We start from the raw sequence: 24168 nt of genomic DNA, 5'->3' as shown, positions 1-24168 counted from the left end.
TTTTTGGGGTTGGGGGCCCGCATGCGGGCTGCTAGGCCGGGCGGGGGGCCCCCCGGGGTGTGCGTGGGCCGAGTTCCCCGAGGGATGCGGGAACTCGGCCACGGCGTCGTCGCGTTGACCCGGTGGCAAACGGGGGCGGTGAACCGGACCGGGTACCCACCCCGCCGTCCCGCCGCACTGTGACGTGTGGCACGATGCTGGCCACCCCACCGGCACAGCCCTCACAGGAGACACTCCTCGTGCAGCACTCCGCCGTACCGGACCTGGCGCACACGCACGCCCGCCCCGTCCACTGGATCGTCACCGCCGCCGCCGTCGCCGGTGTCGTGGCCCTGTCCTCGCTCCTGCCGTCCGGCGCCGCGACGGCGGCGCAGACGGCCGCCGGGCCGGGGACGAAGGCCGCCCGGGCACAGGCCGCGCCGCCCGATCCGGCGGCCGTCGCCTTCCCGCTGGAGTGCGGCCCGGTCGAGGCGGTCGTACGGAAGAAGGCCACCGGCGACCTCGACGGCGACGGCCGGCCCGAGACGGTGGCCGTGGTCCACTGCGACGCCCCCATGGGCACCCCGCCCGACGGCGTGTACGTCCTCACGCGCGGCGCCGACGGCGCCGGGCCCCGCGTGGTGGCCACCCTCGTCGACCCCCGGGAACGCCGGACGGTCACCGGCTTCGCGGTGCGCGACGGCGCCGTCCTCGCCACGCTGCTCGGCTACTCGTCGGCCGACGTGCCCAGTTGCTGCCCGGACGTCACGGACGACGTGAAGTGGCGGTGGAAGGACGGGGCGTTCGTCCGCTCGGCGCCGTCCCAGGCCCGGACGGTGTGAGGAAACGGGCGCCGGTCGCCGTCCGTCCGGCCCCCGTCACTCTGCGTCGGGACCGAACACCTCGACCTTGTCCGAAACGCGGCGCACGTGGATGCACTCGCCTGGGCACTCCTTCGCGGAGTCGACCACGTCCGTGAGAAGCGGCAGGGGCACGGGCGTTGTCGCCCCCTTCTCCTGCAGTAGCTCCTCGTCCGCGCCCTTGACGTACGCCAGACCGTCGATGTCCAGCTCGAACACCTCGGGCGCGTACTGGGCGCAGATGCCGTCGCCGGTACACAGGTCCTGGTCGATCCAGACCTCCAGGGCCTCGCCGTCGACTCCGGCCTCCTGCTGCACGCTCATCTCTCCTGCCGTTTCTGCGTCGAACCGTACGGAATCCGGCCAGCTCTGACGGGTGTTGAACGGTTCGACCCTACCTCCGCCTGCTTTTCAACCGTGTTCCGTGGGTATTCCCCTGGCGTGAGGGAGAGCGCAAGGGTGAAGATCGGACACACCTCGACCGTCTTTGTGATCTAGGGGTTTCAATCGACACCCACCCAGGTAGGGTCTGGAAGCGTCCAGCTCCCCTTGGAGGAGGTGAGGACCGTGGCAGCCCACGACGACGACATGAACCGCGGCATCCGCTCGGGACGCGGGTCCGACGACCCGGCCGGGCAGATTGCCTACCTTGAGCAGGAGATCGCCGTCCTGCGACGCAAGCTCGCCGACTCTCCGCGACACACGAGGATTCTCGAAGAGCGGATCGTCGAGCTGCAGACCAACCTGGCCGGCGTGTCCGCCCAGAACGAGCGACTCGCCAACACGCTCCGTGAGGCCCGCGACCAGATCGTGGCCCTCAAGGAGGAGGTCGACCGGCTCGCCCAGCCGCCGGCCGGCTTCGGTGTCTTCCTGCAGGCGAACGAGGACGGCACCGCCGACATCTTCACCGGGGGCCGCAAGCTCCGGGTGAACGTCAGCCCGAGCGTCGAGCTCGACGAGCTCAGGCGCGGCCAGGAAGTGATGCTCAACGAGGCGCTCAACGTGGTCGAGGCCATGGAGTTCGAGCGCGTCGGCGACATCGTCACCCTCAAGGAGATCCTCGAGGACGGCGAGCGCGCCCTGGTGCTGGGGCACACCGACGAGGAACGGGTGGTACGGCTCGCCGAGCCGCTGCTGGACATCACCATCCGCCCCGGCGACGCCCTGCTGCTGGAGCCCCGCTCCGGGTACGTCTACGAGGTCGTCCCCAAGAGCGAGGTCGAGGAGCTCGTCCTCGAAGAGGTCCCCGACATCGGCTACGAGCAGATCGGCGGCCTCGGCAACCAGATCGAGATGATCCGCGACGCGGTCGAGCTCCCCTACCTCTACCCGGACCTGTTCAAGGAGCACGAGCTGCGTCCCCCCAAGGGCGTCCTGCTCTACGGGCCCCCCGGATGCGGCAAGACGCTCATCGCCAAGGCCGTGGCGAACTCGCTGGCCAAGAAGGTCGCCGAGGTCACCGGCCAGGCGGCCGGCAAGAGCTTCTTCCTCAACATCAAGGGTCCCGAGCTGCTGAACAAGTACGTCGGCGAGACCGAGCGGCAGATCCGCCTGGTCTTCCAGCGGGCCAGGGAGAAGGCGAGCGAGGGCACCCCCGTCATCGTCTTCTTCGACGAGATGGAGTCCCTCTTCCGCACCCGTGGCTCCGGCGTCAGCTCGGACGTGGAGAACACCATCGTCCCGCAGCTGCTCGCCGAGATCGACGGCGTGGAGGGCCTGCAGAACGTGGTCGTGATCGGCGCCTCCAACCGTGAGGACATGATCGATCCCGCCATCCTGCGGCCCGGCCGGCTGGACGTGAAGATCAAGATCGAGCGTCCGGACGCCGAGGCGGCCAAGGACATCTTCGGGAAGTACCTCACCGAGCGCCTCCCGCTGCACGAGGAGGACCTCAAGGAGCACGGCGGCGACAAGGCGGCCACGGTCCAGAACATGATCCAGACCGCGGTGGAACAGATGTACGCCGAATCGGAGGAGAACCGCTTCCTGGAGGTCACCTACGCCAACGGCGACAAGGAAGTCCTCTACTTCAAGGACTTCAATTCCGGCGCCATGATCGAGAACATCGTGGGCCGCGCCAAGAAAATGGCGATCAAGGACTTCCTCGAGAAGAACCAGAAGGGCCTCCGGGTCTCCCACCTCCTCCAGGCGTGCGTGGACGAGTTCAAGGAGAACGAGGACCTGCCCAACACCACCAACCCGGACGACTGGGCCCGGATCTCCGGAAAGAAGGGCGAGCGGATCGTTTACATCCGCACCCTCGTCACCGGAAAGCAGGGCGCGGACACCGGACGCTCCATCGACACGGTGGCGAACACCGGTCAGTACCTGTAAAACGCAGGGCGGCTGCGGGTGCCCTCACCGGGTACCCGCAGCCGACTGTTTTTTCGGGGCCCACGGCTGGAGCAGGCAATGACGCAAATGATCTCCCCACCGGCGCAAAGGCGTTCTAGGCTCTTCCGTACCGCCGAGTCGCGCAGTGCGGGGACGGGCACCGCACACACGACCGAGCGCCAGCGGTATCTGCGCGGCGCCCACGACCGAGGGCGCCGCCGGGCAAGGAGGGCCGCATGACCGTACGGCGAGTAATGGGCATCGAGACGGAGTACGGGATCTCCGTCCCCGGCCACCCCAACGCCAATGCCATGCTCACCTCGTCCCAGATCGTCAACGCCTACGCGGCGGCGATGCACCGGGCCCGCCGGGCCCGCTGGGATTTCGAGGAGGAGAATCCGCTGCGGGACGCACGAGGCTTCGACCTCGCCCGCGAGGCCGCCGACTCCAGCCAGCTCACCGACGAGGACATCGGCCTGGCCAACGTGATCCTCACCAACGGTGCCCGGCTGTACGTCGACCACGCGCACCCCGAGTACAGCGCCCCCGAGGTCACCAACCCCCGGGACGCGGTCCTCTGGGACAAGGCCGGCGAGCGGATCATGGCCGAGGCCGCGGAGCGGGCCGCCCAGCTCCCCGGTGCCCAGCCGATCCACCTCTACAAGAACAACACCGACAACAAGGGCGCCTCCTACGGCACGCACGAGAACTATCTGATGAAGCGGGAGACCCCCTTCTCGGACATCGTGCGCCACCTGACGCCCTTCTTCGTCTCCCGCCAGGTCTTCGCCGGCGCCGGCCGGGTCGGCATCGGCCAGGACGGGCACGAGCACGGCTTCCAGCTCAGCCAGCGCGCCGACTACTTCGAGGTCGAGGTCGGGCTGGAGACGACGCTGAAGCGCCCGATCATCAACACGCGCGACGAGCCGCACGCCGACGCCGAGAAGTACCGGCGGCTGCATGTGATCATCGGCGACGCGAACCTGTCCGAGATCTCGACCTACCTGAAGCTGGGCACGACCTCCCTGGTGCTGTCGATGATCGAGGACGGCTTCATCGCCGTCGACCTCGCCGTGGACCAGCCCGTCCGCACCCTCCACCAGGTCTCGCACGACCCGTCGCTCAAGCGCCTGGTCACGCTCCGCAGCGGCCGCACACTCACCGCGGTCCAGCTCCAGATGGAGTACTACGAGCTGGCGCGCAAGTACGTGGAGGAACGGTTCGGGGCGGACGCCGACGACCAGACCAAGGACGTCCTGAGCCGCTGGGAGGACACCCTCACCCGTCTGGAGAACGACCCGATGAGCCTGGCCGGCGAGCTGGACTGGGTCGCCAAGCGGGAGCTCATGGAGGGCTACCGGCGCCGCGACGACCTCGACTGGGACGCGGCGCGGCTGCACCTGGTCGACCTCCAGTACGCCGACGTACGCCCCGAGAAGGGCCTGTACAACCGTCTGGTGGCCCGGGGCCGGATGAAGCGGCTGCTGGACGAGGCGGAGGTCGAGCGGGCCCGTACGAAGCCGCCGGAGGACACCCGCGCGTACTTCCGCGGGCGCTGCCTGGAGCAGTACGCCGACGACGTCGCCGCGGCCTCCTGGGACTCGGTGATCTTCGATCTGCCGGGCCGTGACTCGCTCCAGCGGGTGCCCACCCTGGAGCCGCTGCGCGGGACGCGTCATCACGTCAAGGAGCTCCTGGACCGCTGCCGCACGGCCGAGGACCTGGTCAGGGTCCTGTCCGGAAGCTGAGCGAAGGCGCGTACCCGCGGGTACGAGAGACGAGGGTGCCAGGAGAGGCGGCCGGACGGGGTGGAAAACCCGGCGGCTGGGAATCATGGAGGTAGGCCCCGTGCGTTGGAGAAACTGCGGGGCCGATGTCAGACCCGGCTTGTAGGGTCTGATCTTGACCGAGCGAATTGTGTCGGGCGAACCGAGCGGGGTGAGGGTTATGGCGACCAAGGACACCGGCGGCGGACAGCAGAAGGCCACCCGGTCCACCGAGGAGGTCGAGGAGCAGGCGCAGGACGCGCAGGCGTCGGAGGACCTCAAGGAGCGCCACGAGAAGCTCAGCGACGACGTGGACTCCGTGCTGGACGAGATCGACGACGTGCTCGAGGAGAACGCCGAGGACTTCGTCCGGTCCTTCGTGCAGAAGGGCGGCCAGTAGGCCGCTTCGGCCTTCGGGCCGGCGGTCGGCCGGGCGGGCGAGTGGCGGGCGAGTGGTGCGTGAGGTGTCGCGCGCGGTGCGGTGGGGCCGTGCCGCGCGCGGCGCCGCATCAAGGGCCCGCCGTGCCCCTTCCGAGGTTCCCGCCGAGTATGTGGATCACTGCCGCAAGGGGGGTAGGGTCCGTGGCGTACCGTGCTTCAGCCGCACGCCGCGCTGGGGCAGTTTTCAACGATCGGCCCGACGTCACAAGGCGGGCTGCTGCATACGTGGAAGGAATCGCGTGGAAGCCAACACTCGTAGCACCGGGCGTCTGCCGGCTGCCTTCCTGACGCCGGGGTCCTCCTCGTTCATGGACTTCCTCGCCGAGCACCAGCCGGAGCTGCTGCCGGGCAACCGGCAGCTGCCGCCGGTGCAGGGGGTCGTCGAGGCGCCGCACGGCACGACGATCGTGGCCGTGACGTTCCCCGGCGGCGTGGTCCTCGCCGGTGACCGGCGCGCCACCATGGGCAACGTCATCGCGCAGCGGGACATCGAGAAGGTCTTCCCGGCCGACGAGTACTCGGCGGTGGGCATCGCCGGTACGGCGGGTCTGGCCGTCGAGATGGTGAAGCTGTTCCAGCTGGAGCTGGAGCACTTCGAGAAGGTCGAGGGCACGCAGCTGTCGCTGGAGGGCAAGGCGAACCGGCTGTCCACCATGATCCGCTCCAACCTCGGCATGGCCATGCAGGGGCTGGCCGTGGTGCCGCTGTTCGCCGGGTACGACGTGGACCGCGGCGAGGGCCGCATCTTCTCGTACGACGTGACGGGCGGACGGTCGGAGGAGCGGGGTTACGCGGCGACGGGCTCCGGCTCGATCTTCGCGCGCGGCGCCATGAAGAAGCTCTTCCGCAGTGATCTGAGCGAGGCCGAGGCCACGACGCTGGTGGTCCAGGCCCTGTACGACGCGGCCGACGACGACTCGGCGACCGGTGGTCCCGACGTCGCCCGCCGGATCTATCCGATCGTCACCGTGATCACCGAGGACGGCTTCCGCCGGCTCACCGACGACGAGGCGTCCGAGATCGCCCGGTCGATCCTGGAGCAGCGGCTGGAGCAGCCGGACGGGCCGCGGGCGGCGCTGCTGTAGGGAGCGCCTTGTTCCGCCTTGTTTGTTGTCAGGTGATCCAGTGACTTCGACTGAAAGGGACGGATAACCGGTGTCGACGCCGTTCTATGTCTCACCCCAGCAGGCCATGGCCGACCGGGCGGAGTACGCCCGCAAGGGCATCGCCCGTGGCCGCAGCCTGGTCGTGCTGCAGTACGCCGACGGCATCGTGTTCGTCGGGGAGAACCCGTCCCGCGCGCTGCACAAGTTCAGCGAGATCTACGACCGGATCGGTTTCGCGGCCGCCGGCAAGTACAACGAGTACGAGAACCTGCGCATCGGCGGGGTGCGCTACGCCGACCTGCGGGGTTACACCTACGACCGTAACGATGTGACCGCGCGGGGGCTCGCCAACGTCTACGCGCAGACGCTCGGCACGATCTTCTCCAGCGCGGGGGAGAAGCCCTACGAGGTGGAGCTGGTCGTCGCCGAGGTGGGGGAGGCCCCGGAGCAGGACCAGATCTACCGGCTGCCGCACGACGGCTCGATCGTCGACGAGCACGGTTCGGTGGCGGTGGGCGGCAACGCCGAGCAGATCAGCAGCTACCTCGACCAGCGGCACCGGGACGGGATGACGCTGGCGGAGGCGTTGCAGCTGGCCGTGCAGGCGCTGTCGCGGGACACCAACGGCAGCCAGCGGGAGATTCCCGCCGAGCGGCTGGAGGTGGCGGTGCTGGACCGGACGCGGCCGCAGAAGCGGAAGTTCAAGCGGATCACGGGGGGTCAGCTGTCGCGGCTGCTGGAGCGGGGGGCCGCGGGCGAGACGTCTGCGGCGGCGGAGGAGCCGGAGCCGGAGCAGGAGTAGCGGCGGTTCCGGTGGAGCGCTGAGCCTCCGGCGGTGGGGCGGGGTGCCTGCGGCGGCCTGTGCGGTTCGGTGGAGGTGCGGGGTGTCTGCGGCGCATGTGCGGGTTCGGTGGGGGTGCGCGTAGCGCCTTCTCGGTGGGGGTGGGTCGGGCCGCGTCGGGGGGTGTCCGTCCTCGGAACGGCGCGGAATCGGTCTTCTGCCAAGGTGCCCGTGTTGACGCGCCAACCGCTGCGGGCGGACACCCCCCGACACGTCCCTTCCCGCCGCGGGCGCCTGCGGCTCCGTCCAACGGGGGAGCTGGGGGGTGGGGCAGGTCGCCCAGCCACGGGAAGCCCTGCCCCGCCGCGCCGCGCGGTGCCACGCGGGTCCGGGGCCCAGCTCCGCCGTCCGGCCGTGGGCAACCGGCGCCGCCCAGCCGTGGCAGCCGGTGTCGCCCAGCCACGGGCGGTCGATGCCGCCCAGCCGCGGGCAGTCGTGCCTCCCCCAGTGCCTGAACGGGCTGGGAGGTACCCCCAGGGCGGCACGGGTGGGCGCTGGGGGTACCCCCTGCTCGAAGAGCTTGGGGGGAGGCAACCCGATAGCGCCGGGCCGCGCGACCCACCCCCGGCGGTCACCCCGGCGCCGGGCTGCGCAACGCCCCGACGGTCACCCCGGCGCCGGGCGGCACGGGAACGCCGGGTCAGTCGTCTCGCCTCGGCGGGGCCGTGGAGCCCCGTGGAACCAGGCGCACCGGGATGTCGCCGGCCTCGGGGGCGCGGCCCTCCAGGACGGACAGGAGGGCCCGCATGCCCCGCTCCCCGAACAGTTCCGCGTCCAGGCGGACCGTGGTGAGCTCGGGGTCGATCGCGGTGGCGAGGGCCAGGTCGTCCACGCCGGTGACGGAGATGTCGTCGGGGACGCGCAGCCCCAGGCGGCGGATCGCCTTGTAGGCGCCGGCCGCCAGCTGGTCGTCGTCGCAGACCACGGCGGTGGGACGGGGACCGGGACGGTTCAGGGCGGTCTCCGCGGCGGTGCGGGCGCCCTCGATGGAGATGGGGGCGCGGACCGTGTCGAGCCGGGTGCCCGGGGCGGCGGCCAGGCGCGTCGCCAGTTCCCGGGCGCGGACCTCGAAGGTCCAGGAGGCCACGTCCGCGGCGAGGTGGAGGAAGCGGCGGTGGCCGAGGGCGAGCAGGTGGCCGGCGGCCTGCCGGATGCCGTCCGCGATGTCCAGGTTGACCGTGGCCGCGCCCAGGCTGCCCTCGGGGTCGCTGTCCAGCATCACCAGCGGCAGCTGGTCGCCGCGGATGGCGGTGAGGGCGTCGGCGGCCATGGAGGAGGCGATGACGCCGTCCAGGGCCGCCTGCGCGGAGGCGAAGGGGTCGCGGGCGGGGCCGATGCCCTCGGGGGAGGGGTAGAGGACGACTCCGAAGCCGTGCTCGGCGGCGACGCGCGCGGCGCCCGTGTACACGCCGGCGAAGAATTCCGTGGTCAGGGCCGGGACGACCAGGAGAACCGTGCGGGTGCGGCCCAGCCGCAGATTGCGCGCGGCGAGGTTGGGGCGGTAGCCGAGGGCGTGCGCCGCCTCGCGGACGCGCTGCGCCGTGGTCTCCGACACGCGCCCGCGCCACTTGTCCCCCAGCACCAGGGAGACCGCCGCCTGGGAGACACCGGCGGCCTGCGCGACGTCCCGGCTGGTGGGGCGGGTGCTGCCTCGTGCCACCGTGGGCCTGCTCTCTCGTCTGGACTGGTGAACAGCGGCCATGGTACGTATGAGTGAGGTAGTTATACGTAAAACCTCGCGTGTCGGCGAGGGGAAGGCAGGGCCGGTCATGGGGTACCTGGAGATCCTCCGGGCGAGGCATGCCACCCGGCTGCTCGTCGGCACGCTGGTGGGGCGGCTGCCCAACGCCACCGCGGCCATCGCGATCGTGCTGTTCGTGCGGGCCGAGGGCGGCACCTACAGCCTCGCGGGGGCGCTGGCGGCCGTGTACGGCGTCGCCAACGCCGTGGGGCAGCCGGTGCTGGGGCGGCTGGTGGACCTGTACGGGCAGCCGCGGGTCCAGCTGCCCGCCGCGGTGCTGTCGGGGCTGGCCATGGGCGTCTTCGCCTTCACCGGCGCCGGGGCGCTGCCGGTCGCCTACGCGGCGGTGGCCGCCGCCGGGCTGTTCACGCCGCCGCTGGAGGGCGGGCTGCGGGCCCTGTGGCCCAGCGTGCTGCGCAAGGAGGGGCAGGTGCACACGGCGTACGCCATGGACGCCGTGGCGCAGGAGGTGATGTTCACCGTCGGGCCGCTGCTCGTGACGCTGTGCGTGTCGCTGTGGTCGGCGCAGGTGGCGCTGCTGGTGCTGAACGCGGTGGGCATCCTGGGCGCCCTGTCCGTGGTGGTGTCGCCGCCTTCGCGCGCGTGGCGGTCGGCGCCGCGCGAGGCGCACTGGCTGGGCGCGCTGCGCTCGCCGGGGCTGCTGGCGCTGCTGGCCGCGTTCCTGTTCGTGGGCGGCGCCCTGGGGTCCATCACGGTGGCCGCCGTGTCGTACGCGGACGAGCACGGCGGTGACGCCGTGTACGGCTGGCTGATGGCCGCCCTGGGGCTCGGGGCGCTGGCCGGCGGCGCCGTCTACGGGGCCCGGCAGTGGGCCGGGGAGCCCGCCCGGCGACTGACGGCGCTGGTGGCGCTTCTGGCGGTGTGTTACCTGCCGCTGCTGCTGATGCCGGGCCCGGTCGGCATGGTGCTGCTCACCGTGGTCGCGGGCGTCTTCCTCGCGCCGGCCATCGCCTGCGCGTTCGTCCTGGTCGACCGGCACGCGCCGCGGGGCACGGTCACGGAGGCGTTCTCCTGGCTGGTGACGACGTTCACCGTGGGTGCCTCGGTGGGCACGGGGCTGGCGGGGCCGGTCGTCGAGGCGGGCGGCACGGGGTGGGGATTCGCCGTACCGGGCCTGGCGGGGGCCGCCTCCCTGCTGGTTTTGATCGTCACCGGGCGGGTACTGGCAGCTCCCGCAGCGACCGCGGTGATTGCGTCCGGTTCGGAAAATGATCCGAACCGTGCTGTCGAACCCCGTTTCAGTTCCGGGGATCGGGCGTAATGTTCCCTCATGGACCGCCGCATTTTCGGGCTGGAGAACGAGTACGGCGTCACGTGCACGTTCAGGGGACAGCGCCGCCTGTCGCCTGACGAGGTGGCGCGGTACCTCTTCCGCCGTGTCGTGTCATGGGGCCGCAGCAGCAATGTCTTTCTGCGCAACGGCGCCCGCCTCTATCTCGACGTGGGGTCACATCCGGAATACGCCACACCCGAATGTGACAACGTGATCGAACTCGTCACCCACGACAAGGCGGGCGAGCGCATTCTGGAAGGACTCCTGGTAGACGCGGAACGACGCCTGCACGAGGAGGGAATCGCGGGCGACGTCTACCTCTTCAAGAACAACACCGACTCGGCGGGCAACTCCTACGGCTGCCACGAGAACTACCTGGTGGCCCGGCACGGGGAGTTCTCGCGGCTCGCGGACATCCTCATCCCGTTCCTGGTGACCCGGCAGCTGCTCTGCGGTGCCGGCAAGGTGCTCCAGACGCCGCGCGGCGCCGTGTACTGCGTCAGCCAGCGCGCCGAGCACATCTGGGAGGGCGTCTCCTCGGCGACGACCCGCTCCCGGCCGATCATCAACACGCGCGACGAGCCGCACGCCGACGCCGAGCGCTACCGCCGCCTGCACGTCATCGTGGGCGACTCGAACATGTCCGAGACGACCATGCTGCTCAAGGTCGGCGCCACCGATCTGGTGCTGCGCATGATCGAGGCCGGCACGGTGATGCGCGACCTCACCCTGGAGAACCCCATCCGGGCGATCCGCGAGGTCAGCCACGACATCACCGGCCGCCGCAAGGTCCGGCTGGCGAGCGGGCGGGAGGCCTCCGCGCTGGAGGTGCAGCGGGAGTACTACGAGAAGGCCGTGGACTTCTGCGAGCGCCGCGGCATCCGCACCGGGATCGTCGAGCGGGTGCTGGAGCTGTGGGGCCGCACCCTGGACGCGATCGAGACCGAGGACCTCGACCGCATCGACACCGAGATCGACTGGGTCATGAAGTACAAGCTCATCGAGCGGTACCGGACCAAGCACAACATGACCATGTCGCATCCGCGGGTCGCCCAGATAGACCTCGCCTACCACGACATCCACCGCCGTCGTGGCCTGTACTACCTGCTGGAGAAGAAGGGTCAGGCCGCCCGGGTCTGCAACGACTTGAAGATCTTCGAAGGCAAGTCGGTCCCGCCGCAGACCACTCGGGCCCGGCTGCGCGGCGACTTCATCCGCCGGGCCCAGGAACAGCGCCGGGACTTCACCGTCGACTGGGTCCACCTCAAGCTCAACGACCAGGCCCAGCGCACGGTGTTGTGCAAGGACCCGTTCCGCTCCGTGGACGACCGGGTGGAGAAGCTGATCGCCGGCATGTAGCGCTCCGCACCACCCCGCAGGGGAGCGCCGGAACGCAACACGGGCGCCGTACGTTTACCGTACGGCGCCCTTCTCACGCCGTAGAGTTGCGCGCACGCCATCCACAAGATCGACCGATTACGAGGCCCTCACCGTGCGCCGACGCTCACTTCTCATCGCCGTACCCGCTGGAATGGTCACGCTCGCCGCCTGCGGCGACGACAAGTCCGACACGAGCGAACCCGGTGACAACGCGACGCCCTCGGCGTCGGCCACCTCCGCCGCGCCGCCGCCGAAGATCGTCGACGGTCCGCTGCCGGCGATCACCGCGGGCACGGAGCCCGGGCAGAAGCCGACGGTCGCCAAGGGGAGCGGCGAGCCGTCCAAGCAGCTCGCGGTGAAGACGGTCGTCGCCGGCGGCGGCAGGACGGTCGCGGAGAACGACTATGTCGTGGCGGACTACCTGGGCCAGATCTGGAGCACCGCGAAGGTCTTCGACAATTCCTACGACCGCAAGGCCCCGCTGGCCATCCAGCTCGCCCAGGGCACCATCATCGACGGCTGGCGGTACGCGCTCACCGGGAAGAAGACCGGCAGCCGGGTCCTGTTCTCGGTGCCGCCCACCTGGGGCTACGGCACGCAGGGCAACGAGCAGGCGGGCATCAAGGGCGACGACACGCTGGTGTTCGTGGTCGACGTGAAGGACACGTTCAACGCCAAGAGCTCCGCCAAGGGGACCGAGGTCGCCCAGGAGAACAAGGACCTGCCCCAGGTCGGCACCAACACCGACGGCAAGGCGCCCTCCATCGAGATCCCCAAGACCGGCGCCCCCAAGAAGCTCGTGGCGAACTACGTCATCGAGGGCGACGGCGCCGAGGTCGCCGCCGGCGACAGCGTGCTCGTGCAGTACAAGGGCGTGCAGTGGGGCAACGGCAAGGAGTTCGACTCCACGTACGGGCGGGGGCAGCTGACGTCGTTCTCGCTGGAGCAGGTCGTCAAGGGCTGGTCGCAGGGCCTGACCGGCAAGAAGGCCGGCAGCCGCGTCCTCATCGTCATCCCGCCGGACCTGGGCTACGGCGACAACCCGCCGCAGGGCAGCGGCATCGAGAAGGGCGCCACACTGGTGTTCTCCGTGGACATCCTGGCGAAGATGTGATCCGCCGGGATGTAAGACTGGTCCCGTCGCCTTTCCGTAAGACAAGCAGGAGCTGAACACGTGAGCATCGACAAGCCCGAGATCGACTTCCCGGGCGGCGAGCCCCCGGCGGACCTCGAGATCAAGGACATCTGGGAGGGCGACGGCCCGGTGGCGCAGGCGGGCCAGACCGTCACCGTCCACTACGTGGGTGTCGCCTTCAGCACGGGCGAGGAGTTCGACGCCAGCTGGAACCGGGGCACCCCCTTCCGCTTCCCGCTCGGCGGGGGCCGCGTCATCAAGGGCTGGGACCTCGGCGTGCAGGGCATGAAGGTCGGCGGCCGCCGCCAGCTGACCATCCCGGCGCACCTCGCCTACGGCAACCAGAGCCCGACCCCCGCGATCAAGCCCGGCGAGACGCTGATCTTCGTGGTCGACCTGCTCGGGGTCTGATCACCGTACAAATCTCTGTACGGACCGCCGTACGGATCTCTGTACGGACCGCCGTACGGATCTCTGTACGGACCGGCGTACCGTCGTGACGGTCCGGTGCGTCCTTCGCGCCGGGTCCGACCGGAGCCGATCACCTGGGGCCCATGCCTGTCCGGGCATGGGCCCTCGGCTTTTGCCACGGCGCCGCGGAGCGGTACGGTCATCGGTCGGAAGCACCATAGGGAAGGCGAAGGGCGTCGATGGCCATTGCCAAGGCCGAGCGGCTGATGAATCTGGCGCTGTGTCTGCTCGGGACGCGGCGGCCGCTCAGCAAGCGCGAGCTTCGAGAGTCCATCGAGGCCTATCTGGAAGCGGGCTCGGACGACTCCTTCAACCGCATGTTCGAGCGGGACAAGGACGACCTGCGCGAGCTCGGGCTGGTCATCGAGACCGTCGAGAGCATCGACGGCGAGGTCGGCTACCTGGCCCGCCGGGACAGCAACCGCCTCCCGCCCATCACCCTCGACGCCGAGGAGGCCGCCGCGCTGGGGCTGGCCGCCAAGGTGTGGCAGCAGGCCCGGCTCGCGGGCGCGGCCAGCGGCGCGCTGCAGAAGCTGCGCGCGGCCGGGCTGCCCGAGGACGTCGACCCCTACGAGGCCCACGGCGCCCTCGAACCCCGCATCCCGGTGCACGAGGCCGCCTTCGAGCCGCTGATGCTGGCCTGCCGGGACCGCCGCCCGGTCGTCTTCGACTACCGCAAGTCCAACGCCGCCCACCCCGAGCAGCGGCACGTCGAGCCGTGGGCGCTGGAGTGCTGGCGGGGCCACTGGTACCTGGCCGGCTTCGACCGCGACCGCGGTGCCGAGCGGGTCTTCCGCCTCTCCCGGATCACCGGCAGGGTGCGCTCGCGCGGCGGCAGGTACACCGCCCCCGTGCCCGACGTGGTCACCGTCCGGGAGACCGTCGCGAGCTGGGCCGGGGAGAGCGCCGACCGCTCCGCGCGGATCCGGCTGCGCTCGGGCGCCGGCTACCCGCTGCGGGCGAAGGCGACCGCCGTGCGGGAGCTCGGCGACGGCTGGGACGAGCTGGAGATCCCGTACGGGCACGGGCTGGACGCTTGGCTGGTGGAGTTCGGGCCCGACGTGGTGGTCCTGGAACCCGCCGAGCTGCGGGCGGACGTGGTGGACCGGCTGCGTGCCGTGGCCAAGGGCTGAGGAGGAGCGGACAGACATGGCAGGTAAACCGGCCCGGCCCGTGAACGCCATCGACCAGACCCGGCGGATGCTGTCGCTGGTGACGTATCTCAAGGAACGTCCCGGCGCCCGGATCGCCGACGTCGCGCGCGCCTTCGGCATCTCCGAGGAGGAGCTGGTCTCCGACCTCGACGTGCTGCCCATGTGCGGCACCAGCTTCCGCGGCGGCGATCTGCTCGACATCGACACCGACGGCGAGCGCATCTGGTGGCACAACCCCGCCGCCCTCGGCGCGGAGGCGGCCGAGCCGCTGCGGCTGGCCGCCGACGAGGCCACCGCGCTGCTGGTCGCCGCGCGCGCCGTGGCCACCCTGCCCGGCCTGCGCGAGGGCGACCGGCAGGCGCTGCTGCGGGCGACGGCCAAGGTGGAGGCCGCGGCCGGGGAGGCGGCCGGGGCCTCCTCCCGGCTGTCGGTGACCTTCGAGTCCGAGGGCGGCGTCTTCGCCGACGTCGACCGGGCGATCTCCGAGCGGCGCCGCCTGTGGATCCGCTACTACTCGCCGGCCCGCGACGAGCTCACCGAACGCGAGATCGACCCGATCCGCCTGGTCAGCGTCGGCCACACCTACGTCGAGGCGTGGTGCCGCCGCTCCGAGGCGCGGCGGACCTTCCGGCTCGACCGGGTCGCCGAGATCAAGGTCCTCGACGCGCCGTCCGCGCCGCCGGAGACGGAGCTGCGGGACCTGTCGGAAGGGCTCGTGCAGCCCGCCGCCGAGGACCCCGAGGTCGTCGTCGAGGTCGGCCCGGGCGGGCGCTGGGTCGCCGAGTACTACCCGCACGACAGCGCGGAGGAGCTCGCGGACGGTGGGCTCCGGATCACCCTGCGCACTCCCGACCCGGCGTCGCTGCGGCGCCTGGCGCTGCGGCTGGGGCGCGACGGCCGGATCGTCTCGCCGCGCGAGCTCGCCGACAGCGCCCGCCGGGCGGCCCGCGAGGCGCTGGCGGCCTACGACGGCATCGACGCGGGGGAAGCGGGGGAGGCCGCGCAGACCGGTGCACCCCAGGCGGCGTCCCCGGGTCCGCGGGCGTACGGCGTGCCGGGTGACGGACACCACGACAGGCAGGAGCGAGGGCTTTGAGCGAGTCGGCGAGGCCGGGTGTGCGGGAGATGACGGTGGCGTCCGCGTTCGCCGGGATGCGGAGCGTCTCCCCGGTGGTGTTCCGGGCCGGCTGCCCGGACTGCCGGGGCCGCTTCGAGCTCGCCGCGAGCGCCCTGCGCCTCGCCATCGGCGCCACGCGCCGCACCACGTTCTACTCCTTCACCTGCCCCGGGTGCGGTGCCGCCGTCCGCAAGCCGGCGGGGGAGCGGATCGTGGAACTGCTCACGGGCGGCGGGGTCCGGACGCTGCGTCTGCACTCCACCGTTTAGGAAGCTCTTCCCCTTCGGAACGCTCCCGGCCGCTCGGAACGTCCGGCCGTTTAGGACGCTCCCGCCGCGACGGTCTAGGCTCGACGTCATGTTCTGGCCGATGTTCGCGGTTGCCGTGGGGTTCCTGGGTCTCGCCGTGCCGGCGGTGTTCGCCGTGCGGGTGTTCGTGGAGGCGCGGCGGCTGGGCAGGCAGGTGACGGACGCGGCACGCCGGATCAACCGGGCGGCGGAGGACCTGGAACGCGCGGCAGCCGGCGCGGCGGCCAGTGCGGCCACGAGCGCGGTCACCAGCGCGGCCCGCTCCGCGGACGCCCTGTGAGTGACGTACCGGACGTCTGTGAGATGTGTTTTTGGGCCGCTTCGCCCTGTCATGGCGCAGGTTCGGACAGGTACGCTGCTGGACGCGTCCGGAAAACGAGGCCCGGGCGCGGACGGGAGTACGCACAGGGATTGCCTCACGTTTACCCCTGAGCGTTACGATCGCTGCACAACACGATTGATCGGATGAATGTCCGACCGGTCGGACAGCGCCCCCCAGTCGCCTCGGTGAGAAGGTTAAAGACTTATGTTCGGTGGAAAGCTCGGAGCGCCCGAGATCATTCTCATTCTCGTCGTCATCCTCCTGCTGTTCGGCGCGAAGAAGCTTCCGGACATGGCGCGGTCGCTGGGCAAGTCCGCGCGCATTCTCAAGAGCGAGGCCAAGGCGATGAAGGAGGACGGCAAGTCCTCCGCCCCGGCGGGTCCGCCGAACGGCGAGGAGACGCCCGCGCAGCGCACCATCCAGGCCGCCCCCGGTGACGTGACCAGCTCCCGCCCGGTCACCGAGCCGACGGACACGACCAAGCGCTGACGCAGGGCCGGTGACCTCCGGCCCGCCGCACGAGATGGGAACGTGGGTTGCTGAAGCCTGCCCGAAAGAAGGAGAAGGACCCCGAGGGGCGGATGCCCCTCGCGGAACACCTCCGTGAGCTCCGCAACCGGCTCGCGAAGGCGCTGCTGGCCATCGTCGTCGCCACGGTCGTCGCCGCCTTCTTCTACACCGACATCATCAACTTCTTCACCCGGCCGATCCTCGACTCCGTCGGCTGCGGCAAGTCGTTCGAGGAACTGGCCAGGACGTCCCACGACCAGTGCGCGAGGATCACGGTCAACGGCCTGCTGACACCGTTCACCCTCGCGCTGAAGGTGTCCCTGATGGCCGGTGTCGTCCTGGCCTCGCCGATCTGGCTGTACCAGCTGTGGGCGTTCGTCGCGCCGGGCCTGCACCGGCACGAGAAGAAGTACGCCTACGCGTTCGTGGGCACGGGCGTCCCGCTCTTCCTCGGCGGCGCCTTCTTCGCGTACAAGCTGCTGCCCACCACCGCCGAGGTGCTGCTGGAGTTCACGCCGGCGGACGTCGACAACCTGCTGCCGCTGGACGACCTGCTCGACCTCGTCACGCGCATGGTGGTCGTCTTCGGCCTCTCCTTCGAGCTGCCGCTGCTGCTGATCATGCTGAACCTCACCGGGGTGCTCAGCGGCAAGCGCATGTTCGGCTGGTGGCGCGCGATGATCATGGGCATCACGCTGTTCGCCGCCATCGCCACGCCGAGCACGGACCCGGTGTCCATGCTGGGCCTGGCCGGTCCGATCTGGGTCCTGTACTTCGTCGCGGTCGCCTTCTCGCTGCTGAACGACCGCCGCAGGGCCCGCCGCGAGGCGCTCGGGCCCGCCGACGACGAGGCGTCCGAGCTGGACCTCACGCCCGAGGACATCGGCGAGGTCGAGCCCGTCGCCACCAGCCCGGCCCTGCCCGAGCAGGCGACCAGGGACCGGGTCAACGGGTACGACGACGTGACCTGAGGCCGCCGGGCGGGGCACGGACGCCCCGCCCGGCCGGCCCGGCGCCGAGGCCGCGGCCGGTGAGCCGTCTCCGGGAGCCCCGAGGGCGCTGGGGCCCCGGGGCGGATCCGATAATGATCGTCCTGTTGTCGGTGGGGCCCGGTACGCTCGAAAGTACGATGACAGAGGATCTCTCACCGGCCGAGCGGTACGCGGCGGCCCGCAGGCGCGCCGCCGAGCAGGCCACCGCGCTCGCCTCCTTCCGCGAGATGTACGACTTCGGCCTCGACCCGTTCCAGACGGAGGCCTGCCAGGCCCTGGAGGCGGGCAAGGGCGTACTGGTCGCCGCGCCCACCGGCTCCGGCAAGACGATCGTGGGCGAGTTCGCCGTCCACCTCGCCCTCCGGCAGGGCAAGAAGTGCTTCTACACGACCCCCATCAAGGCGCTGTCGAACCAGAAGTACGCCGATCTGTGCCGCCGCTACGGCACGGAGAAGGTGGGCCTGCTCACCGGCGACAACAGCGTGAACTCCGACGCCCCGGTGATCGTGATGACCACCGAGGTGCTGCGGAACATGCTGTACGCGGGCTCCCAGACCCTCCTCGGCCTCGGCTACGTGGTCATGGACGAGGTCCACTACCTCTCCGACCGCTTCCGGGGCGCCGTGTGGGAAGAGGTGATCATCCACCTTCCCGAGTCGGTGACCCTGGTGTCGTTGTCGGCGACCGTCTCCAACGCCGAGGAGTTCGGCGACTGGCTCGACACCGTCCGCGGTGACACCGAGGTCATCGTCTCCGAGCACCGGCCCGTGCCGCTGTTCCAGCACGTGCTCGCCGGCCGCCGGATGTACGACCTGTTCGAGGAGGGTGAGGGCCACCGGAAGGCCGTCAACCCCGACCTGATGCGGATGGCGCGGATGGAGGCGAGCCGCCCGTCCTACCCGGACCGGCGGCGCGGCCGGGCCATGCGCGAGGCCGACCGGGAGCGGGAGCGCAGGCAGCGCTCGCGGGTGTGGACGCCGAGCCGGCCCGAGGTCATCGAACGGCTCGACGCCGAGGGGCTGCTGCCCGCGATCACGTTCATCTTCAGCCGCGCCGCCTGCGAGGCCGCCGTCCAGCAGTGCCTGTACGCGGGCCTGAGGCTCAACGACGAGGACGCGCGGGAACAGGTCCGCGCCCTGGTCGAGGAGCGCACGTCCTCCATCCCGGCCGAGGACCTGCACGTCCTCGGCTACTACGAGTGGCTGGAGGGCCTGGAGCGCGGCATCGCCGCCCACCACGCGGGCATGCTGCCGACCTTCAAGGAGGTCGTCGAGGAGCTGTTCGTGCGCGGCCTGGTCAAGGCCGTCTTCGCCACCGAGACCCTCGCCCTCGGCATCAACATGCCGGCCCGCTCGGTGGTGCTGGAGAAGCTCGTCAAGTGGAACGGCGAGCAGCACGCCGACATCACCCCCGGCGAGTTCACGCAGCTCACCGGCCGGGCGGGCCGCCGCGGCATCGACGTCGAGGGACACGCCGTGGTGCTGTGGCAGCGCGGCATGAACCCCGAGCACCTGGCCGGGCTCGCGGGCACGCGCACGTACCCGCTGCGGTCCAGCTTCAAGCCGTCGTACAACATGGCGGTCAACCTGGTGGAGCAGTTCGGCCGGCACCGCTCGCGCGAGCTGCTGGAGACGTCGTTCGCGCAGTTCCAGGCCGACAAGTCGGTCGTCGGGATCTCCCGGCAGGTGCAGCGCAACGAGGAGGGGCTGGAGGGCTACAAGGCCTCCATGACCTGCCACCTCGGCGACTTCGAGGAGTACGCGCGGCTGCGCCGCGAGCTGAAGGACCGCGAGACCGAGCTGGCCCGGCAGGGCGCCGCCCAGCGGCGGGCCGAGGCGGCCGTCGCGCTGGAGAGGCTCAAGCCCGGTGACGTCATCCACGTGCCCACGGGCAAGTACGCGGGCCTCGCGCTGGTGCTGGACCCGGGGCTGCCCGCGGGCCGGACCAACGGCCACCGCGGCCTGGAGTACCAGGACGGCCCGCGCCCGCTGGTGCTGACCGCTGAGCGGCAGGTCAAGCGGCTGGCGTCGATCGACTTCCCGGTGCCCGTCGAGCCGCTGGAGCGGATGCGGATTCCCAAGTCCTTCAACCCGCGCTCGCCGCAGTCCCGCCGCGACCTCGCCTCCGCGCTGCGCACCAAGGCCGGGCACATCGCGCCGGACCGGCACCGCAAGAGGCGCTCCCAGGCGGCCGACGACCGGGAGATCGCCCGGCTGCGCAAGGCGCTGCGCGCCCACCCCTGCCACGGGTGCAGCGACCGCGAGGACCACGCGCGCTGGGCGGAGCGGTACTACCGGCTGCTGCGCGACACCTCGCAGCTGGAGCGCCGTATCGAGGGCCGGACGAACACCATCGCCCGCACCTTCGACCGGATCGTGGCGCTGCTGACGGAGCTGGACTACCTGCGCGCCGACGAGGTCACCGAGCACGGCAAGCGGCTCGCCCGGCTGTACGGCGAGCTGGACCTGCTCGCCAGCGAGTGCCTGCGCGAGGGCGTGTGGGAGGGGCTCTCCCCGGCCGAACTGGCCGCCTGCGTCTCCGCGCTGGTGTTCGAGGCCAGGGTCGCCGACGACGCGATGGCGCCGAAGCTGCCCTCGGGGAAGGCGAAGGCCGCGCTCGGCGAGATGGTGCGGATCTGGGGCCGTCTCGACGCCCTGGAGGAGGAGTTCCGGATCAGCCAGACCGAGGGGGTGGGCCAGCGCGAGCCCGACCTCGGGTTCGCCTGGGCCGCGTACATGTGGGCGTCCGGCAAGGGCCTGGACGAGGTGCTGCGGGAGGCGGAGATGCCGGCCGGCGACTTCGTGCGCTGGTGCAAGCAGGTCATCGACGTCCTCGGCCAGATCGCGGCCGCCGCGCCCGCCGAGAACTCCACGGTGCCGAAGAACGCGCGCAAGGCCGTCGACGGGCTGCTGCGCGGCGTGGTGGCCTACTCCTCGGTGGGGTAACGTCCCGCCTCTTTCGAGCGACCTTCGAGCGACCCTTCGCGGGGCCGGACCGGTGACCGGTTCGGCCCCGTTGCGCATGCCGGGCCGGGCGGCCGGTCACGGGGCGCGCCCTCTGTTCACTCGATACGGTGAGCGACTTTCGTGCGCCTGTTCGTGATGACGCTGTGTGTTCGAATGGTGTCTCCGGGTGTAAATACGTCCGAGCGTACCCCCGTACCGGTGCCCGTTTCAGGGGGATGCCGAATATGACACGGCGTTGATCCGGTCGGACTAAGCTCGCCCGCAGCGCGCCGAGTTGAGGTGAATTCGCGCGCTTGTTCCCATCTGTATCCCTATGTGCAGAAGATGCAGACAACTCCATGACATACCCCCCTGCAAGCTCCCCCATCCCAGCCGATTCGTTTTCAGAGGGCCTCCATGGTGAGTGTTGATTCCCCGCCCGGCCGCCGCGAACTCCCTTTCGCGGCGCTGCTGTTGCTGCCCGCCATACTGATGGCCGCGGTGACCGGGGCCGCCGTCGCGCTGGTGGCGGAACCGGCCCGGATCGCCGTCGGCGGATGCGGTGCCGTCGCCACGCTCCTCGTGGCCGCGACGGCCGCCGAAGCGGTACGCCGTGGCCGCGCCGTACGCGCCCTGCGCGCGGAGCACGCCCGTGAGACCGCCGCCCTGGAACGGCGGATCGCCGCCCAGGAAGAGGAGGTGGCCCGCCTCGGCGGCGAGATCCTGCCCACCGCGCTGCGTTACATGCGCCGGGGGCAGACGCCCCGGGAGACGATGCTGAACCTCACGGACATCGACCCCTCCTACGGGCAGCTCGGCGAGCCGCAGCGGCGCCTGCTGCGGATCATGCTGGAGATCATCGACCGCGAGGACACCCTGCGTGACTCCACCGAGCGCTCCTTCGTCAGCATCGCCCGGCGGGTCCAGGCGATCGTCCACCAGCAGGCCAGCGAACTGCGCGAGATGGAGGAGGACCACGGCCGCAACCCCGAGGTCTTCGACGACCTGCTGCGCATCGACCACGGCAACGCGCTGATCGGCCGCCTGGCCGACTCCATCTCCGTCCTCGGCAACGGCCGGCCCGGCCGTCAGTGGCCCGAACCGGTCGCGCTGTACAGCGTGCTGCGCGGCGCCATGTCCCGGATCCTGGAGTACCGCCGCATCCACCTGGCCTCCATCGCCAAGGTCAACGTCAAGGGCACCGCCGTCGAACCGGTCATCCACGCCGCCGCCGAACTCCTCGACAACGCCACCCGGTACTCCCCGCCCCACACCAAGGTGCACGTCACCGCGACCGAGGTGCAGACCGGCGTGGCCATCGAGATCGAGGACGCCGGCGTCAGCCTCAGCGAGGAGGCCCGCGCCCGGATCGAGGGCATGCTGGAGCGCGCCAAGGCCGGTGTCGACCTCCAGGACCTCGGGGACAGCCCGCGCCTGGGCCTGGCCGTCGTCGGCCGGCTCTGCACGGCCTTCAACATGCAGGTCTCGCTGCGCGCCTCCGCCTACGGCGGCGTCCGCGCCATCCTCGTCGTACCGAGCCGGATGCTCACCGACGAGCCCGGTGTCGGACTCGCCCACGGCATCGGCGCCGTCTCGGTGCCCACGCGCGGGCCCGACGAACTGGAGGGCCCCAAGCGCCCGCCGAAGAAGCGCCGCCCCACCAGCCCCCGCATCCCGGCCACGATCTCCCTGGAGGACGACGTCCCCGTCGTCACCGAGTGGACCGCCGGCGGCCTGCCGCAGCGCCGCAGCCGGGTCAAGACCCCGCTCAGCCGGCGGATCGCCGAACAGGCCGCCGCCGAGCGGGAGGAGGCCGAGCGCGCGGCCCGCGAGGCCGCCGAGCGGGCCCGCAACGGCACGTGGACCACGTCCCGGCCGGAGCCCGGGCCGCCCGCCGAGGAGGAGCCCCCGCCGGGGCTGTGGGTCGAGGCCTTCTGGGAGGGCCTGAAAGGCGACCCGGACCCGAACGCATTCACCCAGCCGCCCAACGAGCCGGCCCACGCTCCGGCCGACGACGAGGGAGACCTCAAGTGATCCAGCAGCGAGGCAACTTCGACTGGATGCTCAAGCAGCTCTACGACGGTGTCCCCGGCATCGAGATGATCGTGGTGCTCTCCGCGGACGGGCTGCGCATCGCCCGCTACGCCGGCGACCCCGACGCCGCCGACCGCGTCGCCGCCGCCTGCGCGGGCCTGCAGAGCCTGGCGGGCGCCGTCGCCCAGGAGATCCCGGACAGCGACGGCCGGATGAAACTGGTCATCATCGAGATCGACGGCGGCTACTTCTACCTGATGGCCGCGGGCCCCAACGCCTATCTGGCGGTGCTCTCCGACGTCGTCTGCGAGCCCGGGCGGATGAGCAACAGCATGCGCGACCTGGTCGCCCGCATCGGACCCCATCTGACCAGTCCGGCCCGGCACGACGGGCAGACCGTATGACGCCTCCGCAACGCCAGCGGCGACTCCCCGGATCCCAGCCGTCCGCCCCGCCCTCCGTACCGGACACACCGCCGCAGGAGGGCGAGAAGAAGAACCCCGAACGGCTGTACGTGATCGGCGGTGGGGACGCCGACGGCGAACGCGCCGAACTCGACCTCGTGACGCTGATCGTGGCGCGCGCCGACGACCCGCCGGCCTCCGCCACCCCGGAGCAGGCCGCCGTCCTGCGGCTGTGCACCGCCCCGCTGTCCGTGGCGGAGCTGTCGGCCTACCTGAACCTGCCGTTCAGCGTGGTGACCGTCCTGCTCACCGAGCTGCTGGCGGCGGGCCTGGTGCAGGCGCGTGCCCCGATCGTCCGTCAGAAGGTCGCCGACCGATCCCTTCTCGAAGCGGTGATGCATGGACTTCAAAAGCTCTGACCGGATCCCCGGCCCACGGACGGAGGACCGGCTGCCGCACACGGCCGAATCCGCCGTGAAGATCATCGTCGCGGGCGGCTTCGGGGTCGGCAAGACCACGATGGTCGGCTCCGTCAGCGAGATCAGACCGCTGACCACCGAGGAGACCATGACGCAGGCCGGCGTCGGGGTCGACGACAACTTCGGCTCCCCGTCCAAGACGGCCACCACCGTGGCCATGGACTTCGGCCGCATCAGCATCACCGACCAGCTGGTGCTGTACCTCTTCGGCACGCCCGGCCAGGAACGCTTCTGGTTCCTGTGGAACGGCCTGTTCGAGGGGGCGCTCGGCGCGGTGGTGCTGGTCGACACCCGCCGGCTGGAGGTCAGCTTCGACGTCATGGGGCGGCTGGAGGAGCGCGGCGTGCCGTTCGTGGTCGCCGTCAACTCCTTCCCGGACGCGCCCCGTTACCCCCTGACGGAACTGCGTACGGCGCTCGACCTGCCCGAGGAGATCCCGATCGTGGAGTGCGACGTGCGCCGCCGGGCCTCCAGCCGGGACGTCCTGATGACCCTGATGCGCTTCCTGCACTCGCTCGCCCTGACGGGCGCGCCCGCCTGACTCCGCACGCCCCG

Annotated in this window: 23 protein-coding genes; 21 read left to right on the top strand and 2 right to left on the bottom strand. The window is 71.1% G+C overall.

The genetic code is table 11. The annotated features are described in order from the left end of the window. Positions 1-239: 239 nt before the first annotated feature. Positions 240-821 carry a hypothetical protein gene (locus tag ABZ340_RS22100; RefSeq protein WP_358783504.1) on the top strand — a complete coding sequence of 194 codons (582 nt, stop codon included), beginning with the start codon at positions 240-242 and terminating at the stop codon, positions 819-821. A gap of 36 nt (positions 822-857) precedes the next feature. Here ABZ340_RS22100 and ABZ340_RS22095 read toward each other — a convergent pair whose 3' ends face one another. Continuing rightward, on the bottom strand, positions 858-1163 hold the full coding sequence (locus ABZ340_RS22095; protein ID WP_358783503.1) for a ferredoxin: 306 nt from the start codon (positions 1161-1163) through the stop codon (positions 858-860). 243 nt (positions 1164-1406) lie between these two features. Between ABZ340_RS22095 and arc the strand changes: the two genes are divergently transcribed. The 5 genes from arc to prcA all read left to right on the top strand — a co-directional run bounded on the left by arc (position 1407) and on the right by prcA (position 7288). Then, positions 1407-3173: a proteasome ATPase gene (gene arc / locus ABZ340_RS22090; RefSeq protein WP_358783502.1), complete on the top strand. Its 1767-nt coding sequence runs from the start codon at positions 1407-1409 to the stop codon at positions 3171-3173. Between the two features lie 236 nt (positions 3174-3409). Then, a complete protein-coding gene (gene dop / locus ABZ340_RS22085; RefSeq protein WP_358783501.1) occupies positions 3410-4921 on the top strand; it encodes a depupylase/deamidase Dop in 1512 nt (503 codons plus the stop codon). A gap of 199 nt (positions 4922-5120) precedes the next feature. Further along, positions 5121-5339: a ubiquitin-like protein Pup gene (locus ABZ340_RS22080; RefSeq protein WP_030608326.1), complete on the top strand. Its 219-nt coding sequence runs from the start codon at positions 5121-5123 to the stop codon at positions 5337-5339. Between the two features lie 280 nt (positions 5340-5619). Next, the gene (prcB, locus tag ABZ340_RS22075) at positions 5620-6465 is read left to right on the top strand and encodes a proteasome subunit beta (protein WP_358783500.1); all 846 of its coding nucleotides are present in this window, start codon (positions 5620-5622) and stop codon (positions 6463-6465) included. Positions 6466-6535: 70 nt separating this feature from the next. Beyond that, a complete protein-coding gene (gene prcA, locus ABZ340_RS22070) occupies positions 6536-7288 on the top strand; it encodes a proteasome subunit alpha (protein ID WP_358783499.1) in 753 nt (250 codons plus the stop codon). Positions 7289-7967: 679 nt separating this feature from the next. Here prcA and ABZ340_RS22065 read toward each other — a convergent pair. Further along, entirely contained in the window at positions 7968-9029 is a 1062-nt protein-coding gene (locus ABZ340_RS22065; RefSeq protein WP_358783498.1) for a LacI family DNA-binding transcriptional regulator, read from the bottom strand. Positions 9030-9096: 67 nt separating this feature from the next. On the opposite strand from ABZ340_RS22065, the gene ABZ340_RS22060 reads away from it, so the two are divergent. The 15 genes from ABZ340_RS22060 (at position 9097) to ABZ340_RS21990 (ending at position 24154) form a co-directional block, all read left to right on the top strand. Continuing rightward, positions 9097-10350 carry an MFS transporter gene (locus tag ABZ340_RS22060; RefSeq protein WP_358783497.1) on the top strand — a complete coding sequence of 418 codons (1254 nt, stop codon included), beginning with the start codon at positions 9097-9099 and terminating at the stop codon, positions 10348-10350. Between the two features lie 9 nt (positions 10351-10359). After that, entirely contained in the window at positions 10360-11721 is a 1362-nt protein-coding gene (pafA, locus tag ABZ340_RS22055) for a Pup--protein ligase (protein WP_358783496.1), read from the top strand. A gap of 133 nt (positions 11722-11854) precedes the next feature. After that, a complete protein-coding gene (locus ABZ340_RS22050) occupies positions 11855-12856 on the top strand; it encodes an FKBP-type peptidyl-prolyl cis-trans isomerase (protein ID WP_358783495.1) in 1002 nt (333 codons plus the stop codon). A gap of 60 nt (positions 12857-12916) precedes the next feature. After that, positions 12917-13288, top strand: a complete 372-nt coding sequence (locus ABZ340_RS22045; protein ID WP_055709516.1) for an FKBP-type peptidyl-prolyl cis-trans isomerase — start codon at positions 12917-12919, stop codon at positions 13286-13288. Positions 13289-13527: 239 nt separating this feature from the next. Continuing rightward, positions 13528-14481 carry a WYL domain-containing protein gene (locus tag ABZ340_RS22040; RefSeq protein WP_358783494.1) on the top strand — a complete coding sequence of 318 codons (954 nt, stop codon included), beginning with the start codon at positions 13528-13530 and terminating at the stop codon, positions 14479-14481. 16 nt (positions 14482-14497) lie between these two features. Beyond that, complete coding sequence (locus tag ABZ340_RS22035; protein WP_358783493.1) at positions 14498-15598, top strand: WYL domain-containing protein; 1101 nt, start codon at positions 14498-14500, stop codon at positions 15596-15598. Continuing rightward, positions 15595-15888 (top strand): hypothetical protein, encoded by a 294-nt coding sequence (locus tag ABZ340_RS22030; RefSeq protein ID WP_358783492.1) that lies wholly within the window; start codon positions 15595-15597, stop codon positions 15886-15888. Before ABZ340_RS22035 ends, ABZ340_RS22030 begins: the two co-directional genes overlap by 4 nt. Positions 15889-15976: 88 nt before the next feature. Continuing rightward, positions 15977-16207 carry a hypothetical protein gene (locus tag ABZ340_RS22025; protein ID WP_358783491.1) on the top strand — a complete coding sequence of 77 codons (231 nt, stop codon included), beginning with the start codon at positions 15977-15979 and terminating at the stop codon, positions 16205-16207. 246 nt (positions 16208-16453) lie between these two features. Beyond that, positions 16454-16738: a Sec-independent protein translocase subunit TatA gene (gene tatA, locus ABZ340_RS22020; protein WP_358783490.1), complete on the top strand. Its 285-nt coding sequence runs from the start codon at positions 16454-16456 to the stop codon at positions 16736-16738. 47 nt (positions 16739-16785) lie between these two features. Continuing rightward, positions 16786-17730, top strand: coding sequence for a twin-arginine translocase subunit TatC (gene tatC, locus ABZ340_RS22015; protein WP_358783489.1), 945 nt, complete (start codon positions 16786-16788; stop codon positions 17728-17730). A 113-nt stretch (positions 17731-17843) separates the two neighbouring features. Next, complete coding sequence (locus tag ABZ340_RS22010) at positions 17844-20696, top strand: DEAD/DEAH box helicase (RefSeq protein ID WP_358783488.1); 2853 nt, start codon at positions 17844-17846, stop codon at positions 20694-20696. A 417-nt stretch (positions 20697-21113) separates the two neighbouring features. Continuing rightward, positions 21114-22730 carry an ATP-binding protein gene (locus ABZ340_RS22005; RefSeq protein ID WP_358783487.1) on the top strand — a complete coding sequence of 539 codons (1617 nt, stop codon included), beginning with the start codon at positions 21114-21116 and terminating at the stop codon, positions 22728-22730. Beyond that, positions 22727-23134, top strand: a complete 408-nt coding sequence (locus tag ABZ340_RS22000) for a roadblock/LC7 domain-containing protein (RefSeq protein WP_358783486.1) — start codon at positions 22727-22729, stop codon at positions 23132-23134. The genes ABZ340_RS22005 and ABZ340_RS22000 overlap by 4 nt, the downstream gene beginning before the upstream one ends. Continuing rightward, positions 23131-23553: a DUF742 domain-containing protein gene (locus ABZ340_RS21995; protein WP_358783485.1), complete on the top strand. Its 423-nt coding sequence runs from the start codon at positions 23131-23133 to the stop codon at positions 23551-23553. The genes ABZ340_RS22000 and ABZ340_RS21995 overlap by 4 nt, the downstream gene beginning before the upstream one ends. Next, complete coding sequence (locus ABZ340_RS21990; RefSeq protein ID WP_358783484.1) at positions 23534-24154, top strand: ATP/GTP-binding protein; 621 nt, start codon at positions 23534-23536, stop codon at positions 24152-24154. The genes ABZ340_RS21995 and ABZ340_RS21990 overlap by 20 nt, the downstream gene beginning before the upstream one ends. The last annotated feature ends 14 nt before the right edge of the window (positions 24155-24168 follow it).

It is taken from the genome of Streptomyces sp. NPDC006134, assembly GCF_040628835.1.
Classification (GTDB): Bacteria; Actinomycetota; Actinomycetes; order Streptomycetales; family Streptomycetaceae; genus Streptomyces.
Note: the sequence above shows the minus strand (reverse complement) of the source record. Positions and strands in the feature narration are given on the sequence as shown.